The sequence below is a fragment of the Allobosea sp. P4_H5 genome (genome assembly GCF_056400825.1).
The window spans coordinates 24,827-41,145 of the sequence record NZ_JBFUKM010000012.1; the positions used below are offsets into that span (position 1 = coordinate 24,827).

Annotated in this window: 13 protein-coding genes; 9 read left to right on the top strand and 4 right to left on the bottom strand. The window is 68.1% G+C overall.

Translation table 11 applies throughout. The features are described from left to right. Window positions 1-103 precede the first annotated feature (103 nt). Genes AC1DS0_RS22935 through AC1DS0_RS22945 form a run of 3 tightly spaced genes read right to left on the bottom strand, consistent with a single transcriptional unit; the run spans window position 104 to window position 2,899 of the window. A complete protein-coding gene (locus AC1DS0_RS22935) occupies window positions 104-961 on the bottom strand; it encodes a sugar phosphate isomerase/epimerase family protein (protein WP_476816565.1) in 858 nt (285 codons plus the stop codon). 29 nt (window positions 962-990) lie between these two features. After that, complete coding sequence (locus AC1DS0_RS22940; protein WP_091837826.1) at window positions 991-1,848, bottom strand: IclR family transcriptional regulator; 858 nt, start codon at window positions 1,846-1,848, stop codon at window positions 991-993. 4 nt (window positions 1,849-1,852) lie between these two features. Beyond that, window positions 1,853-2,899, bottom strand: a complete 1,047-nt coding sequence (locus tag AC1DS0_RS22945) for a Gfo/Idh/MocA family protein (RefSeq protein ID WP_476816566.1) — start codon at window positions 2,897-2,899, stop codon at window positions 1,853-1,855. Window positions 2,900-3,101: 202 nt separating this feature from the next. On the opposite strand from AC1DS0_RS22945, the gene AC1DS0_RS22950 reads away from it, so the two are divergent. The 8 genes from AC1DS0_RS22950 to AC1DS0_RS22985 all read left to right on the top strand — a co-directional run bounded on the left by AC1DS0_RS22950 (window position 3,102) and on the right by AC1DS0_RS22985 (window position 13,781). Continuing rightward, a complete protein-coding gene (locus AC1DS0_RS22950; protein WP_476816567.1) occupies window positions 3,102-4,373 on the top strand; it encodes an ABC transporter substrate-binding protein in 1,272 nt (423 codons plus the stop codon). A gap of 90 nt (window positions 4,374-4,463) precedes the next feature. Next, complete coding sequence (locus tag AC1DS0_RS22955) at window positions 4,464-5,333, top strand: branched-chain amino acid ABC transporter permease (RefSeq protein WP_476816568.1); 870 nt, start codon at window positions 4,464-4,466, stop codon at window positions 5,331-5,333. Further along, a complete protein-coding gene (locus AC1DS0_RS22960; RefSeq protein ID WP_476816569.1) occupies window positions 5,330-7,852 on the top strand; it encodes a branched-chain amino acid ABC transporter ATP-binding protein/permease in 2,523 nt (840 codons plus the stop codon). Before AC1DS0_RS22955 ends, AC1DS0_RS22960 begins: the two co-directional genes overlap by 4 nt. Window positions 7,853-7,933: 81 nt before the next feature. Further along, window positions 7,934-8,740, top strand: coding sequence for a shikimate dehydrogenase family protein (locus tag AC1DS0_RS22965; RefSeq protein ID WP_476816570.1), 807 nt, complete (start codon window positions 7,934-7,936; stop codon window positions 8,738-8,740). Between the two features lie 9 nt (window positions 8,741-8,749). Beyond that, window positions 8,750-10,471, top strand: coding sequence for an FAD-dependent oxidoreductase (locus AC1DS0_RS22970; protein WP_476816571.1), 1,722 nt, complete (start codon window positions 8,750-8,752; stop codon window positions 10,469-10,471). Next, the gene (locus tag AC1DS0_RS22975; protein WP_476816572.1) at window positions 10,468-12,186 is read left to right on the top strand and encodes an FAD-dependent oxidoreductase; all 1,719 of its coding nucleotides are present in this window, start codon (window positions 10,468-10,470) and stop codon (window positions 12,184-12,186) included. The genes AC1DS0_RS22970 and AC1DS0_RS22975 overlap by 4 nt, the downstream gene beginning before the upstream one ends. A 21-nt stretch (window positions 12,187-12,207) precedes the next feature. Beyond that, the gene (locus AC1DS0_RS22980; RefSeq protein WP_476816573.1) at window positions 12,208-12,822 is read left to right on the top strand and encodes an NIPSNAP family protein; all 615 of its coding nucleotides are present in this window, start codon (window positions 12,208-12,210) and stop codon (window positions 12,820-12,822) included. Window positions 12,823-12,935: 113 nt separating this feature from the next. Then, complete coding sequence (locus tag AC1DS0_RS22985) at window positions 12,936-13,781, top strand: sugar phosphate isomerase/epimerase family protein (RefSeq protein ID WP_476816574.1); 846 nt, start codon at window positions 12,936-12,938, stop codon at window positions 13,779-13,781. Between the two features lie 54 nt (window positions 13,782-13,835). On the opposite strand, the gene AC1DS0_RS22990 is transcribed toward AC1DS0_RS22985, so the two are convergent. Next, complete coding sequence (locus AC1DS0_RS22990; protein ID WP_476816575.1) at window positions 13,836-14,837, bottom strand: 4-hydroxyproline epimerase; 1,002 nt, start codon at window positions 14,835-14,837, stop codon at window positions 13,836-13,838. Window positions 14,838-14,939: 102 nt separating this feature from the next. On the opposite strand from AC1DS0_RS22990, the gene AC1DS0_RS22995 reads away from it, so the two are divergent. Continuing rightward, the gene (locus AC1DS0_RS22995; protein ID WP_476816576.1) at window positions 14,940-15,974 is read left to right on the top strand and encodes an Ldh family oxidoreductase; all 1,035 of its coding nucleotides are present in this window, start codon (window positions 14,940-14,942) and stop codon (window positions 15,972-15,974) included. Window positions 15,975-16,319: the final 345 nt, after the last annotated feature.

The window sequence follows — 16,319 nt, forward strand, 5'->3', positions numbered from 1 at the left end:
TCTTCGCGATTTGGTGCGCGGCGCCCGGCAGCAGCCTCATGGCAATGAGGATAAGGTTGCCGTCACGCCGCGTTCAAATGAATTTGCGATGGGTGCCGTGCGCTCAGTCTGCATCGCGACCGCCGAGTTCGGCAGCGTTCGGTAACGCTCCCTCGAAGCGCCAGCCTTGCGCCACCAGCCGCGCGACGCCATCGAGCAGCCCGGCGAGTGGTGCCTCCGACAGGATCTCCAGCGCCACCGGCCCGGCATAGCCCTGACGCTCCAGTTCGTGCCTGATCGCGGAAAAATCGATGGCGCCGCTGCCGATCAGGTCGTGCCGCCATTGGCCCGCCGGACTGTCGGAGAGGTGGACGATGCCGATGCGGCCGGCGAGCAGGCGCAGGCCCTGCGCCGGGTCTTCGCCGATCGCAAAGCCGTTCGCGACGTCATAGATCACCTTGATGTCGTCATAGCCCTCCTCGTCGAGGAAGCGCGCGATCGTCGCGGCACTGTCGAGCAGCCCCTGCGGATGATTCTCCAGGATGACGCCGACTCCGGCCCGGCGCGCGGCCTCCACCACCTGCCGGAAGGCCGGCCGGAAGCTCTGCATCAGACTGTCATTGGCCTTGGCGAGCAGCGCGTGACGGCGGCCGGAACCGACGCAGACATGACGGGCTCCCAGCTCGGCACAGCGCAGCGCCAGCCTGCGATAGGCCTCGACCGAGAAGGCGACGACCTCGGGGGCGGCGCTGGCGAGATTGATGTCGCTGCTGGCGAGGTCCGCGGCCAGCAGTTCAAGATCGTGGTCGGCGACAAGCCGGCGCAATGCTGCGGTCCGGACCTTGTCTTCCCGCCATGGATCGAAATGCGGCGGCGTCGCCATCAGCTGGATCCGGCGGAAGCCGGCGCGAGCCAGCGCCGCGACCGCAGCCTCCGCCTCCTCCTGCCAGACGAAACCGAAGGTGTGGGCCGCCAGCTGCATTCTCTCGCTTGTCCCTGTGAAGCCTGGCCTCAGCCGAAGAAGGGTCCCCGCGGCTGATGCGAGACCAGCGTCGGGCTCGCCCCCAGCGCCAGCGACAGTTCGCGCGCGGCGCTGAGCAGCATCGGCGAGAAGGTCAGCATCTTCTCCTCGGTCAGGCGGATATGCGGCCCGGCGATCACCAGCGCGCCGATGACCTCGCCGCTCTGGGCGCTGCGGATCGGCGCCGCCGTCGCGCTCATCCAGGGCGAATAGGTCTGGCTCACCATGCTGAAGCCGCGCTTGCGCGCCTGGCGCAGATATTTGAGGAGAGCAGCCGGCGTCTGCGGCGCCTTCGGGCCGAATTCCTCGCGCGAGCCGTAGCCCTGGCGTTCGACGATCGCGAGCGCCTCCTCCTCCGGCAGGCAGGAGAGCCAGGCATGGCCGCTGGCCGAACAGGAGAGCCGGCCCGACTGGCCCATATCGGGGTCGTAGCGCAGCCCGAAGGGCGAGCCCTGCGATTTCGCCACCCAGATCAGCTCGCGCCCGTCGATCAAGGCGAGGCGGACCAGCTCGGCCGTCTCGCGCGCCAGCTGGTCGAGCACGGGCTGGGCGAGATCGGTGATGCCGCTGCCGGCCAGGAAGCTGAAGGCGAGCGAGGCGATCTTGGCCGTGAGCTGGTACATGCCGTGATGGCGTTCCTGCCGGACATAGCCGCGCTCGACCAGGCTGGTCAGCACGCGATGCGTCGCGCTGCGCGGAATGCTCAGCCGCTCGGCGATCTCGTAGAGCGGCAGCCCGTGCGCATGAGCGGCCAGGAGCTCGATCACCCCCAGCGTCCGTTCGAGCAGCCCGCTCGGGGCCTGATCGGCCTCGGCCTCTTCCGTGTCAGCGACGAGCTTCTTCGCCATGGCCCTATCCATAATGGAGTTCCTGGCGTTGTCTCTGGCGTGCCGCTTCATGGACGGCAAGTGTGGCCCGCAAGGTGCGGGTCGCATCAGCGGCGTCGATCAGCGGCCTGGCGCCATCGCGCACGACATCGCGCAGGTGCCTGAGCTGGCGCAGATAGGGACTTTCGCGCGTTACAGGCAGCGCCTGCCGTGAGATCGGCGCGAACCAGCTCTTCTCGCCATCATAGCGCCAGAGGTCGAGCCCGGGCAGCGTCAGCGAGCCTTCCGTCCCCGAGAGGAAATGCGAGGTCACCGGCGCGGGCTGCGCCGGATAATTGGGCAATTCGCCGGAGGACAAGTCCCAGCTCCACGGCGCAACGGCGGTGTCGGACAGGCTGACCGTGACCAGCGCCCCATTCGCAAGCTCGAGCAGCACCGCCGCGGTGTCCTCGACCGGCAGGCCGCGGATGCGGTCGGAGGTGACGGCCTGCACCGCGACGATCTCACCGCAGATGAAGCGGATCAGGTCGATCTCGTGGATCAGGTTGATCAGCACCGGCCCGCCGCCGGGCTCGCGCCGCCAGGCCAGATCGAAATAGGCGTCGTGCTTGTAGAAGGTGTAGAGCACGGTGGCCGTGGTCAGCCGCCCGAGACCGCCGCCTTGCACCGTTTCGCGCGCCGTGGCGATGATCGGATTGTAGCGGCGGTGATGGCCGACGAGGACCGGCACGCCGGCGCGCGCCGAGGCCGCCGCGAGTTCCTCGCCCTCTGCCACCGTCACCGCGACCGGCTTCTCGATCAGTGCCGGAATCCCATGTGCGATCGCATCGAGCCCGATCGGCAGATGGGTCTGGTTCGGCGTCGCCACGATTAGCGCCTCGACGCCACCCGCCGCGATCAGGGCGTGATGGTCCGGGAACCAGCGCAAACCGCGCTCTTCGCAAAAGGTCCGGCCGACCTCGGTGGGGTCAGCCACCCCGGCGACCACCGCGAAATCCGTCCCCGCGATCACGTCCGCATGCAGCCGGCCGATCGCTCCGGCCCCGACGATCCCGACTGAAAATGGCGCCATGGGCCTGCCTCCTGCATTGCCCCTCCTTATCCCGCCGGCGAGGACTTTGGTCAAGGAAAATGGAATAAGATTCCATTTTTAAAAATAAGACTGGAATTCTATTCCATTCATGCTAGAGGATCGCCGCCGTCTCCGCAGCGCGGAGCCAGCCAATCGGAGCCAGACAAGGCTTCCGGGGAACGCCAACGCAGGGAGGGACGTCGTGACCGACGCAGACAAGCCGCAGCGGATTTCCACCATCAGGCGCCGGAGCCTTCTCCTCGGCGCCGGCTCACTCGGCGCGAGCGGGCTCGTCTCGGCCAGGCTCGGCATGCCCTATATCGGCAACGCCGCCGCGGCCGAGCCGATCAAGATCGGCATGCTCTGGGCCAAGACCGGCAGCATCGTCGACCAGTCGGAATATCTCGCCCAAGGCGGAATGCTGGCGCTGGAGCAGCGCAACAACAGCCTGCTCGGCCGTCCTGCCGAGATCGTCTGGCTCGACGAGCCGAACCCGCAGGGCGCCCAGCAGAATGCCGAGCGCCTCGTCGGCGAGCACAAGGTCGTCGGCATGGTCGGCGGCGCGCTGAGCTCCTTCGCGCTCGGCATCTCGGCCGTGGCGAAGAAGGCCAAGATCCCTTACATCGCCGCCAACGCCGCCACCGGCGACCTCACCGGCAAATCCTGCAACAAGTACACTTTCCGCCTGCAGCCGCCGGTCGAGGTGCATGTCCGCGCGCTCGCGCCCTATTGCGGCGAGATCGGCAAGAAGTGGTATCTGCTGACGGCCGCCTACGCCTTCGGCCAGGACATCAAGAAGGCCTTCGAGGCCTATGCCAAGGCGAATGGCATCACCATCGTCGGCGCCGACGAGGTCCCGGTCGGCACGCCCGACTACAGCTCCTTCATCCTGAAGATCCGTGCCGCCAAGCCCGACGTCGTCATCGGCGGCGTCGCGGCGAGCGACCTCACCACCTTCCTGAAGCAGTGGAACGAACTCGGCATGCGCGGGCGCATCCCCTTCGCCGAGATCTCGGTGGGGAACACCGATCTCTGGGGCGTTGGGCCGGAGGCTGCCGACGGGCTCTACACCCTGACCTGGTACTACAAGAACCCGAACAACCCGCCGGAAGAGCAGGCGATGGCGGCAGCCTATGAGAAGAAATACAACCGCCCCGCCGCCGACAAGGCGTGGATGGGCTGGTTCGGCATGAAGAGCCTGCTCGACGCGATCGAGGCCGCCAAATCGACCGAGCCGGCAGCGATCGTCGCAGCGCTCGAGAAATGGCAGGTCAAGCGCGGCGACCTCGACGTCCACTATCGCGACTTCGACCACCAGATGGTCAACCGCCTGCTGATCGCCGGCATCAAGCCGAAGATCACCGACAAATGGGACTATTTCGACATCAAGGCCGAGCTGCCGAAGACGCAAGGCGACATCGACAAGGCCTTCGGCTCGCAGGCCGAGAGCGCCTGCAAGATGGACGCGCTCTGACGCTCCGCCCAGCCGGGTGAGGGAGCGGCCGGACCAAGGCCGGCCACTCCTTCCCCCCCTTTCGTCGCGCCCGTTCGAGGAGCGCCTGCCATGCTCGATATGATCCTGTCCCAGGCCGTGAACGGCCTGGTGTTGGGCTTCCTCTATGTCCTGATCGCCGTCGGCCTCTCGATCATCTTCGGGCTGCTCGGCATCGTGAACTTCGCCCATGGCGCCTTCTTCGCGCTCGGTGCCTATGTCGCTTTGGTGCTGGCACGCGAATTCGGCTGGTGGGCGGCGCTGCTCGCGCCCTTCGTCACCGGCGCGCTCGGCATGCTGGTCGAGATCGTGCTGATCCGCCATCTCTACGGCAAGGAGCCGCTGCTCGGCCTGATCCTGACCTTCGCGCTGGCGCTGCTGTTCGAAGCGGTGCTGCGCATGATCTTCGGCGGTGCGCCGCTGCCGTTCAGCGCCCCGCGCTTCCTCTCCGGCTTCGTCGAATACGGGCCGATCCTCCTGACCAAGTACCGGATGTTCGTTCTGCTGGTGACGGTCGCCGCTCTCGTCGCCTTCTGGGCCTTCCTGACCTACACGCCCTTCGGCCGGATCATCCGGGCCGGCTCGCGCGATGCCGAGATGGTCGGCCTGCTCGGCATCAACCTGCCGGTGGTATTCAGCTTCGTCTTCGGCATCGGCTGCCTGCTCGCCGGGTTGGCTGGACTGCTCGCAGCCCCCCTATGGACAGTGACGCCGACGATGGCGGCGAGCGCGATCATGCCGGCCTTCGTCATCGTCACCATCGGTGGGCTCGGCTCCTATGCCGGCGCGATCGTCGCCGGGCTGCTCGTCGGCGTCACCATCGCCATGACCATCCAGTTCCAGCCGGAATGGGCGGGGGCGGCGATGTATGTGCTGATGGCGGCGATCCTGCTCGTGCGTCCCCGTGGCCTCTTCGGTGAAAAATGGGAGCGCTTCGAATGAATCTCCGCAGCTTTCTTGCGCATCCCGCCTTCTGGGCCGGCCTCGTCCTGTCCGGCCTGACGCTGCTCTGGCTTGGCCTCGGCGCGCCGATCGGCCTGATCACCCAGATCGCGATCTATACGCTCTACGGCATGGGCGTGAACCTGCTCGTCGGCTACACCGGGCTCGTCCCGTTCGGCGCCTCGGTGTTCTTCGGCTGCGCCAGCTATGCCGCCGCCTTCTTCGTGCTCGGGCGGATCAGCAACGATGTCTTCGGCATCATGCTCGCCGTGCTGTTCTCGCTGGCGCTCGCGTTCGGGCTCGGGGCACTGATCCTGCGCCGCAAGGGCCTCTATTTCTCGCTGCTCACCCTGGCCTGCTCGCAGATCGCCTTCGAGATCGCCTTCAAATGGACGGCCGTCACCGGCGGCGAGAACGGGCTGCAGGGCGTCGCCCGCATCAGCTTTCCGAGCGACCTTTCCTTCCATCTCTTCGTGCTGGCCGCGGTCGTCGCCGGCATCTGCCTGCTCTGGCGGCTGGTGCATTCGCCCTTCGGCCGGGCGCTTCAGGCGGTGCGCGACAATGAGCAGCGCGCCCGCAGCCTCGGCTTCAACGTCTATCTGCTCCGGCTCGGCTCCTTCGTCGTCATGGCTGGCTTCGTCGGCTTTTCCGGCGCGCTGCTGACCTTCCTGCTGCAGGGCGTCTACGCCAACAATCTGAGCTGGCAGCATGCGGGCGACGCGCTGCTGATGACGGTGCTCGGCGGCGTCCACCATTTCCTCGGCCCGCTCTGGGGCGCGATTACTTTCATCATCCTGGAGAACCGGCTCTCGGCGATCACCGAGAACTGGTGGTTGATCTTCGCGCCGGTCCTGATCCTGTTCGCGCTGCTCTCGCCGGAGGGCATCCAGGGCCTGGCCCAGCGCCTCCTGGGCAAGCAGCGCTGGACCCTGACCCGCAACAGCATCCCGCCGCGGCCGGCGCTGATCGAACCCTATGTCAGCGCCGCCCAGGCGATGGATCCGGACAAGCCGATCCTGGAGACGCGCAAGCTCTCCAAGCAGTTCGGCAGCCTCGTGACGGCCAAGGAGATCGACCTTCAGGTCAAGCCCTTCGTGCTGCACTCGATCATCGGCCCCAACGGCGCCGGCAAGACCACCTTCTACAACATGCTGACCGGCGTGCTGCCACCCACGAGCGGCCAGGTCTTCTTCGAGGGCAACGAGGTCACCCGCCTGCCGATGCATGCCCGCGCCCGGCTCGGCATGGGCCGCTCCTTCCAGATCCTCTCGATCTTCCCGAACCTCAGCGTGTTCGAGAATGTCCGCATCGCCGTGCAGGCCCAGCGGATTGGCGCGCGCGGCCTGCTGCGCGACGCCCATGCCGACGACGCGATCAACGCCCGGACCTGGTCGATCCTCGACGCCGTCGGCCTCGTCGAGCAGGCGGCCGAGCTCGCCCAGGACCTGCCGCATGGCGCCAAGCGCCTGCTCGAGATCGGCGTCACCCTGGCGATCGAGGCCAAGCTGCTGCTGCTCGACGAGCCGCTGGCGGGCCTCGCCGAGGCCGACCGCATCGTCGTCGCCGACCTCATCCGCAAGCTCGCCCAGCGCCACGCCGTGCTGCTGATCGAGCACGACATCGACCGGGTCCTGGCGATCTCCGACCGCATCTCCGTGCTGCACCAGGGCAGGATGATCGCCGACGGCAAGCCGGCCGAGGTCGCGCGCAATCCCGAGGTCATCGCCGCCTATCTCGGCGCCGCCAAGGATGGCGAGCGGGCGTCTGCTCCGGCCGTGGCGCGGCGCGCGGGCGGAGAGAGCCCGGTCCTGCTCGACGCCAGGGGCATCGCCGTCGGCTATGGCGGCAGCACCGTGCTCTCCGGCGTCGACCTTACGATCCGCGAGGGCGAGGCGGTGGCGCTGCTCGGCCGCAACGGCGTCGGCAAGACCACGACCTTGCGCGCGCTGACCGGCAGCCTGCCGCTCGACGCCGGCTCGATCAGCTTCGCCGGCTCCGACCTGCGCAAGCTCCGGCCCTTCGAGATTAACCGGCTCGGCATCTCGCTGGTGCCGGAGGGGCGCCGGCTCTTCCCCAACCTCACCGTCACCGAGAACCTGCTCCTGGCGCAGCGGCCGGGCGGCATCACGCTGGACGAGGCCTTCGTTTTGTTCCCGCGCCTCAGGACGCGGCAGGCCGCCAAGGCGGAGAACCTCTCCGGCGGCGAGCGCCAGATGGTCGCGATCGCCCGCGCCCTGATGGTGCCGAGCAAGCTCGTTCTGCTCGACGAGCCCTTCGAGGGGCTGGCCCCGGCCGTGGTCAACGAAGTCATGGAAGCGCTGGTGAAGCTGCGCGGCCGCGTCGCCATGGTCATCGTCGAGCACCATGCCGAGCTCGTGCTGCCGATCGTCGACCGCGCCTATGTGCTGGTCAACGGCCAGGTCGCCTTCGCCGGCGACGCCGCCCAGCTGGAGCATGACGAAGCCTTGCAGGCGCGCCTTCTCGGCGTCGTCGAAACCCAGGACACTCGCGCGGCCTAGAGCATTTTCGAGCGAAGTGGACACCGGTTCGCGTGAAGAAAATGCGCCAAACATGAACTGCTGCTGCCGGAGGATATGACCATGAGCATCACCATCACCGGCGCGACGCGCCTCAATGTCATCGTCGGCGAGCCGATCGCGCAGGTGAAGTCGCCGGCCGGCATGACCGCCGCCTTCGCCGCGCGCGGCCACGATGGCCTCGTCGCGCCGGTGCGCGTCGCGCCCGAGCATCTCGATGCCTTCCTGAGCGCGCTCGACCATGTGCCCAATTGCGACGGCATCATCGTCACCGTGCCCCACAAATTCGCCTGCCACCGCCATTGCGCCAGCGCAACCGAGCGCGGCGACTTCCTCGGCACCGTCAACATCATGCGCCGGCGCAAGGACGGCGCCTGGCATGGCGACATCGTCGACGGGCTCGGCTTCGTCGGGGCGGTCAAGGCCAATGGCGGCGAGTCCGCCGGCAAGCGCGCTCTGCTGGTCGGCGCGGGCGGCGCCGGCTCGGCGATCGCGCTCGCCCTCGTCGATGCCGGCGTGCGCGAGCTCGCCATCCACGATGCGGACGCCGAGCGCCGCGACCGGCTGATCGCCCGCCTCGACGGCCGCAACGGCACGAAGGTCACCGCCGGCTCGGCCGACCCGACCGGTTTCGAGTTCGTCGCCAATGCCTCTCCGGCCGGCATGAAGCCCGGTGACCCGCTGCCGATCGAGGTCGACAAGCTCGCGCCCGAAACCTTCGTCGGCTGCGTCATCACCGTTCCCGTGGTCTCGCCGCTGATCGAGGCCGCCCGCAAACGCGGCTGCAAGACCTCTACAGGTAGCGACATGTACCAGGCGCTGCAGAGCGCAATGGTCGATTTCCTGCTCGCCGGCGAACGCATCGGCTGAGGTTCCCAGATGTTCACGACACTGGCGGCCCTGCCGGAACAGACTTCCTATGACGTCATCGTCGCCGGCTCCGGCGCCGCCGGGCTGGCGGCGGCCGTCTTCGCCGCGATCGAGGGCCGCTCAGTGCTGGTCGTCGAGCGCACCGACCATGTCGGCGGCACCAGCGCCCTATCCGCCGCCACGACCTGGGTGCCAAATTCGCTCCATGCCGAGAAGGTCGCGACCGGCGATTCATTCGAAAAGGCAGCCCGCTTCCTCGACGGCGTTGTCGGCAATCATTCCTCGGCTCGACTGCGCGAGGCTTTCCTGCGCGCGGGACCGCAGGCGATCGCCACGCTGGAGCAGCGTACGGCGGTTCACTTCCGCCCCTACGCCACCCATCCCGACTATGAATCGGATGTCGAAGGCTCGACCCTGCGCGGGCGCGCCCTTGAACCCATTCCCTTCGACGGCCGCCAGCTCGGCGCCGATCTCCAGCGCATCCGCCCGCCGATCCCCGAATTCACCTTGTTCGGCGGCATGATGATCGACCGCACCGATATCGGCCACCTGCTCAAACTCCGGGCGTCCTGGGCCTCCTTCAAGCACGCAGCCGCTATCCTCGGCCGCTACGGGCTTGACCGCCTCCGCGGCAAGCGCGGCACGCGCCTCGTCATGGGCAACGCGCTGATCGGCAGCCTGCTGCTGACCCTGAGGCAGCATGGCGGCACCGTCCTGCTCAACGCTACGATCACCGATTTACCGAGCGGGCCTGACGGTGTCACCGGTATCGTCGTCGAGCAGGGCGGCGTGACGCGTGCGATCGCAGCCGGCCTCGGCGTCGTGCTCGCGGCCGGCGGCTTCAACCGCCATCCGCAGCGCCGCAGCACCATGCTCCATAGCCCGACGCCCGCGTTCAGCCCCGCCGCTCCCGGCCATACAGGCGCGATTCAGGATCTCGCGCTGAAACTCGGCGCGCGCTTCGGCGAGGGCAGCCGCGACAACGCCTATTGGGCGCCGGTCTCGACGCGGACGAGGGCGGACGGCAGCACCGCCGTCTTCCCGCATTTCGTGCTCGACCGCAGCAAGCCGGGCACCGTCTGCGTCGATCAGACCGGCCGGCGCTTCGTCAACGAATCCACCTCCTACCACCTGTTCAGCCGCGCCATGTTCGAGGCGAACCAGACGCGCCCGACCATTCCCTGCTGGATCATCACCGACGCCAAGGGCCTGCACCGCTACGGACTCGGCATGGTCAGGATGGGCACGCGTGACCTCAGGCCCTTCCTCGCCGACGGCTATCTCGTCGAAGGTGCGAGCGTGGCGGAACTCGCCGGCAAGCTCTCGATCGATCCTGCGACGCTCGCGCAGACCATCGCGCAGATGAACGACTATGCCCGCATTGGCGTCGATCCGGAGTTCGGCCGCGGCACCACCGACTATCACCGCATCAACGGCGATGCCTCGCGCAGCCTGCCCAATCCGACGCTCGGTCCGATCGCGACCGCGCCCTTCTACGCGGTCAAGCTGACGCCCGGCGATATCGGCGCCGCGACCGGGCTGGTCATCGACGAGAACGCACAGGTGCTCGGCGAAGGCGACCGGCCGATTGGCGGGCTCTACGCCTGCGGGAACGAGGCGCAGTCGATCATGGGCGGGACCTATCCGGGCCCCGGCATCACCATCGGCCCGGCCATCACCTTCGCCTGGTGCGCGATCCGCCATGCACTCGGGGAGCGTACGCCGGGATGAGCAGTGACCTGCCCAGCTCCTGCGACCTGCTGGTGATCGGCTCCGGCGCCGGCGGGCTGGCGAGCGCCGTCACTGCCGCCGTGCTCGGGCTCGATGTCGTCGTGATCGAGAAGGAACGTCATTTCGGCGGCACTACCGCCTGGTCCGGGGGCTGGATGTGGCTGCCGCGCAACCCGCTCGCCCGCGCCGTCGGGATCGAGGAGGACGAGGAGACGATCCGCACCTATCTGCGCCATGAACTGGGCGAGGGCTATGACGAGGCCTTCGTGACCATGCTGATCGAGCAGGGGCCGCGCATGGTCGATTTCTTCCGGCGCGAAAGCGCGGTCGACTTCATCGACGGCAACCTGATGCCGGACTTCCACGGCAACACGCCCGGCGCCGGCACCGGCGGCCGCTCGCTCTGCGCCAAGCCTTTCGACGGGCGCGAGCTCGGTGCGCGCCTGCAGGATCTGCGCCCGCCACTCGAGGAGATCGCGCCCTTCGGCATGAACATCGCCTCCGGCGCCGACCTCCAGCATTTCCTGCTTGCGACGCGCAAGCTCCCCTCCTTCCTGCATGTCCTGCGTCGGCTGGCGCGCCACTTGGTCGACCGCGCCAGCCATGGCCGCGGCCTGCATCTGGTCAATGGCAATGCCCTCGTCGCGCGCCTGCTGAAATCCGCCGATGATCTCGGCATCACCCTGCTCAAGGACACCGCGGCGGTGGAGTTGCTGCGCGACGGCGAGCGTATCGCCGGCGCGGTCGTCGAGTCCGAAGGCCAGCGCCAGACGATCCGGGCGAGGCGCGGCGTCGTGCTCGCCACCGGCGGCTTCCCGCATGATCTCGCGCGGAAGTCGGCGCTTTTCCCGCATGCGCCGAGCGGCCGGGAGCACTGGTCGGCCGCTCCTTGTGCCAATACCGGCGACGGCCTCAGGCTCGGCGAGGCCGCAGGCGGACGTGTCCGGACGGACCTGGCGCATGCCGGCGCCTGGGCGCCGGTCTCGCTGGTGCCGAAGCCGGGTGGGGAGCCTGGCCGCTTCCCGCATCTGGTCGAGCGGGCCAAGCCGGGCGCGCTGATGGTGCGCGGTGACGGCAGGCGCTTCTGCAACGAGGCCGATTCCTATCACGACGTGATGCAGGCGCTGTTCACCGCGACGCCAGCCGGCGAGCCGGCTGAAGCCTGGCTGCTCTGCGATCATGCCTTCCTGCGCCGCTACGGGCTCGGCCGCGTCCGGCCTCGGCCCTTCCCAGTCCGGCAATGGCTCGGCAATGGCTATCTCAAGCGCGGCACGACGATCGCTGAGCTCGCTGCGACCTGCGGCATCGATGCCGCCGGGCTGGCCCTAACGCTCGAAGCCTACAATGCCGCCGCCGCCGAGGGCCGCGACCCCGAATTCGGCCGTGGCGATACGCCCTACAACCGCATCCAGGGCGCGGTCGACAATCAGCCGAACCCTTGCGTCGCGCCGCTCGGACCGGGGCCGTTCTATGCGGTCAGGATCGTGCCCGGCAGTCTCGGCACCTTCGCCGGCCTCAAGACGGATGCGCAGGCGCGCGTGCTCGATGAGCGCGATGAGCCGGTCCCGGGCCTCTATGCGGTAGGCAACGACATGTCGAGCATGATGGCCGGCCGCTACCCGGCCGGGGGCATCACGCTCGGCCCGGCCATGACCTTCGGCTACGTCGCCGCCCACCATGCCGGCGGCATCCCACTCGCCAACAACCGTTCCTGACCCCGCGCCCGGAGACCCACCATGCGCTATGAAATCGCCACCCTCACCGTCCGCTTGGGCAAGGCCGGCGCGGTCGTCGCCGCGATCGACGCTGCGCTGAAGGCGCCGGAGGCGAAGGGCCGGCTGCTCGGCTACTGGACGAGCGAGATCGGCACGCTCAACCAGGTCATCCTGCTGCGCGGTTTCGCGGACGAGGCCGAACTCTTGTCCGAGCGCCAGCGCCTGCTCTCAAGCGGCAATCCGTTCGGCGCCGGCGAGGACATCGCCAAGCTGGCCTTCGACAGCTATGCGCCATTCCCCTTCCTGCCGCCGGTCCAGCCCGGCAAGTTCGGCGCCGTCTACGAGATCCGCACCTATATGCTGAAGCATGGCGGCGTGCCGGCGACGATCGCGGCCTGGCAGGCCGCCGTGCCGGCGCGCATCGAGCTCTCTCCGCTCGTCATCGCCATGTACGCGCTCGACGGCCCGCCGCGCTTCACCCATATCTGGCCCTTCTCCAGCCTCGATCAGCGCGCCGCCGTCCGGGCCGACTCCGTCGCCAGGGGCATCTGGCCACCCAAGGGCGGGCCGGAATGGCTGACCGGCGAGATGTATTCGACGATCGCGCTGCCGGCCGCGATCTCGCCGCTCGCCTAGAGCATGATCCGGAAAAGTGGGAACCGGTTTTCCGGAAAGATCATGCTCCACCAAAAGGATAGAGAGTGCTGGCGATTCAACGAAGCGTCAGCGCTCCAACAGGGATGTCGACCATGCCGCTGATGTCGCTCGCCTATCTCACCACCGTGCCGCTGAGCCCGCCAGACGCCGTCCGGCTCGCCGCCGAGCTCGGCTATGACGCGGTCGGTCTGCGCGCACTCCCGGCCGCGCCCGGCGGCGACACCAGCCCGCTGATCGAGGACGCCGCGCTGCTGGCCGAAACCCGGCGCGCCATCGCCGATGGCGTCCCGGTCTTCGATGTCGAGATCATCCGGCTCGGCGCCGATTTTTCCGTCGAGACCGTCAAGCCCTTCCTCGAGGTCTGCGGCGTGCTGCAAGCCCGCGCCGTGCTGGTCGCCGGCGACGATCCTGACGAGGCGCGGCTGACCGCCTCCTTCGCCGCCTTCTGCGAGGCGGCGGCGCCCTATGGCCTGACCGGCGATCTCGAATTCATGCCGTGGACGAACGTGCCCGACGCCAGCATGGCGCTGCGCATCGTCACCGCGGCCGATCAGCCAAATGGCCGCGTGCTGGTCGATGCACTGCATGCCGGCCGCTCCAGGACGACGCTTGCGGACATCGCCGCGATCCCGGCCGCGCGCCTGAGCTATGCCCAGCTCTGCGACGCGCCGGCCGAGATCCCCGCCACGACCGAAGGCCTGGTCCACACCGCCCGGCAGGCCCGCCTGCTGCCCGGTGAAGGCGGCATCGACCTCGTCGGCATCTTCAGCCAGCTCCCGGCCGAATTGCCGGTCAGCGTCGAGGTCCCGCATCTCGAACGGTCCGCACAGCTCGGCATCCGCGAATGGGCCCGCCAGGCGCTGGCGGCGGCGCGGACCACCCTGGCCGCTCGCGATGAGGCGGTGGCCAAGGGCGCTTCGCTGCGCTGCGACGCATGAGCGTCCACGAGCGAAGGCTCAAGCCGGCCAGCGATACGGCCGGCGCGCCTTCGCCTATTTCACCACGAAGCCGTGCGCGAACGGGTCGCGGTCGTCGATGAAGATGGTGTTGTAGCCGGTCATCCGGGCCCAACCGGCGATCGAAGGGATGATCGCCGGGCGGTTCGCCACCGTCGTCGCCGCCTCGACCCGGCCCTTGAACAGCGAGCCTATGATCGACTCGTGCACGAATTCGTCACCGACCGCGAGCTTGCCCTTGGCGGCGAGCTGCGCCATCCGCGCCGAGGTGCCGGTGCCGCAGGGCGAGCGGTCGATCGCCTTCTCGCCGTAGAACACGGCGTTGCGGGCATGGGCGCCGTCCTGCGTCGCCTTGCCGGTCCACTGGATGTGGGAGAGTCCCTGGATCTCCGGGTGCTCCGGATGGACGAACTCGTACTTTGCGTTCAGCGCCGTCCGCAGCTTCGGCGACCAGCCGACCAGCTCGCCGGCGGTATGGTCGGCCATATCGAGGAAATTCTTCTGCGGCTCGACGATCGCATAGAAATTGCCGCCATAGGCGACGTCGACGACGATCTCGCCGAGCCCCTCGACCTCGGCGGTCAGCCCCTCCGCATAGAGGAAGCCCGGAACATTGGTGAGGCGAACCTCCTCGACGAAGCGACCCTCCTGGCGATAGCTGATGTCGACCTTGCCGGCCGGCGCGTCGATCGAGAGCTTGCCCGGCTCGCGCGGGGTGATCAGCCCGTTCTCGATGCCCATGGTGATCGTGCCGATCGTGCCATGGCCGCACATCGGCAGGCAGCCCGAGGTCTCGATGAACAGCACGCCGACGTCGCAATCGGGCCGCGTCGGCGGATAGAGGATCGAGCCCGACATCATGTCGTGCCCGCGCGGCTCGAACATCAGCCCGGTGCGGATCCAGTCGAACTCGCGCAGGAAATGTGCCCGCTTCTCCAGCATGGTTGCGCCTTCGAGGCGCGGCCCGCCGCCCGAGACCAGGCGGACCGGATTGCCGCAGGTGTGGCCGTCGATGCAGGAGAAGGTGTGGCTGGCCATGGTTCAGAACCTTCCTGAGGCGCGCAAAGCCTGCTTGAAGTCATGTCGTCTTTTTGAATACAGCATGTATACAGATTTGCAACGACAGAGCGAGGCAACGCCATGAGCGAGACGACGATCCTCAGCATGGAGGCGTTGACGCGCCGGATCGAGGCGGTCTTCCGCAAGGGCGGATTGTCGTCGCAGCATGCGGCGGCGCTCGCCCGCGTGATCGCCGCCGGCGAGCGCGACGGCTGCAAATCGCATGGCGTCTACCGGGTCGAAGGCTGCCTGCGCACCATCAAGGCCGGCAAGGTCTCGCCCGACGCCGAGCCCGTGCTGCATGACGACGGCTCGGCCGTGCTGCGCGTTTCCGCAGGCGGCGCTTTCTCCTGTGCCGGCTTCGAGCTGGGGGCTCCCGCCCTCGCCGAGCGAGCCGGGAAGCTCGGCTTGGCCGCACTGGCGATCAACGACTGCACGCATTTCTCGGCGCTGTGGCCAGAGGTCGAGGCGCTCGCGGAGATGGGCGTCGCCGCTCTGGCGATGTGTCCGAGCTATGCCACTGTCGCGCCTTCCGGGGGGACGACCGCCCTGCTCGGCACCAACCCGCTCGCCTTCGGCTGGCCGCGCCAGGGTGGGCACCCTTACGTCTTCGATTTCGCCACTAGCGTCGCGGCACGCGGCGAGATCGAGCTGCATCGCCGTGCCGGCAAGCCCCTGCCCGAGGGCTGGGCCCTCGACTCAGCAGGCCAGCCAACCACCGATCCGGCCGCGGCGCTCGCCGGGGCGATGCTGCCCTTCGGCGGGCACAAGGGCTCGGCGATCTCGACCATGATCGAACTGCTGGCCGGCGTGATGATCGGCGACCTGACCAGTCAGGGCGCGCTCGATTTCCTGGGAACCACGACGCTGGCGCCGCAGCATGGCGAACTGATCCTGGCGTTCTCGCCCGAGCGCTTCGCCGCCGGCCGCCCCGGCGATCCGTTCGCCCGCGCCGAGACGCTGTTCGAAGCGATCGCCGGCCAGGGCGCGCGCCTGCCCTCGCAGCGCCGCTTCAAGGCCCGCGAAGGCTCGTTGGCGGAGGGCATCGTTCTGACCGCCGCCGAGATCGCGCTGCTCGACCGGCTGGAGGCGCAGGGCCTCGACGCGATCGCCTGACAACCAAAAAGCTGTATGGTGAGGAACAAGCCTCCGCAACAGGAGATGATCAAATGCGTCCATCAATACTTTGAATGCTTACGGCTTTCGTTTTGGCGCTGACCGGTTTTGCATTGCAATACCCTGTCATTCACGGCCGCAGGCCGCTGATGACGGATTTGATGCGTGATCTGGGCTATCCCCCAGCCGCATGGTGGGAACCTATCGTCTGGCCATTGGTAATCATGGCCACTCTGATGATCCTGATTCTGACGTGGTTGCTCTGGCCGCAGAAAAAGGCTCCGAAACGTTGGCGGCCACCAATGGAAGGGGATTAAGCCGAGCTCGACTTCTGCTTCCGACCGG

Excerpts from the sequence above, each read along its gene's own strand:
- AC1DS0_RS22935 (WP_476816565.1), bottom strand. The coding sequence starts at position 961 with ATGCAGCTGGCGGCCCACACCTTCGGTTTCGTCTGGCAGGAGGAGGCG.
- AC1DS0_RS22940 (WP_091837826.1), bottom strand. The coding sequence starts at position 1,848 with ATGGCGAAGAAGCTCGTCGCTGACACGGAAGAGGCCGAGGCCGATCAG.
- AC1DS0_RS22945 (WP_476816566.1), bottom strand. The coding sequence starts at position 2,899 with ATGGCGCCATTTTCAGTCGGGATCGTCGGGGCCGGAGCGATCGGCCGG.
- AC1DS0_RS22955 (WP_476816568.1), top strand. The coding sequence starts at position 4,464 with ATGCTCGATATGATCCTGTCCCAGGCCGTGAACGGCCTGGTGTTGGGC.
- AC1DS0_RS22960 (WP_476816569.1), top strand. The coding sequence starts at position 5,330 with ATGAATCTCCGCAGCTTTCTTGCGCATCCCGCCTTCTGGGCCGGCCTC.
- AC1DS0_RS22965 (WP_476816570.1), top strand. The coding sequence starts at position 7,934 with ATGAGCATCACCATCACCGGCGCGACGCGCCTCAATGTCATCGTCGGC.
- AC1DS0_RS22970 (WP_476816571.1), top strand. The coding sequence starts at position 8,750 with ATGTTCACGACACTGGCGGCCCTGCCGGAACAGACTTCCTATGACGTC.
- AC1DS0_RS22975 (WP_476816572.1), top strand. The coding sequence starts at position 10,468 with ATGAGCAGTGACCTGCCCAGCTCCTGCGACCTGCTGGTGATCGGCTCC.
- AC1DS0_RS22980 (WP_476816573.1), top strand. The coding sequence starts at position 12,208 with ATGCGCTATGAAATCGCCACCCTCACCGTCCGCTTGGGCAAGGCCGGC.
- AC1DS0_RS22985 (WP_476816574.1), top strand. The coding sequence starts at position 12,936 with ATGCCGCTGATGTCGCTCGCCTATCTCACCACCGTGCCGCTGAGCCCG.
- AC1DS0_RS22990 (WP_476816575.1), bottom strand. The coding sequence starts at position 14,837 with ATGGCCAGCCACACCTTCTCCTGCATCGACGGCCACACCTGCGGCAAT.
- AC1DS0_RS22995 (WP_476816576.1), top strand. The coding sequence starts at position 14,940 with ATGAGCGAGACGACGATCCTCAGCATGGAGGCGTTGACGCGCCGGATC.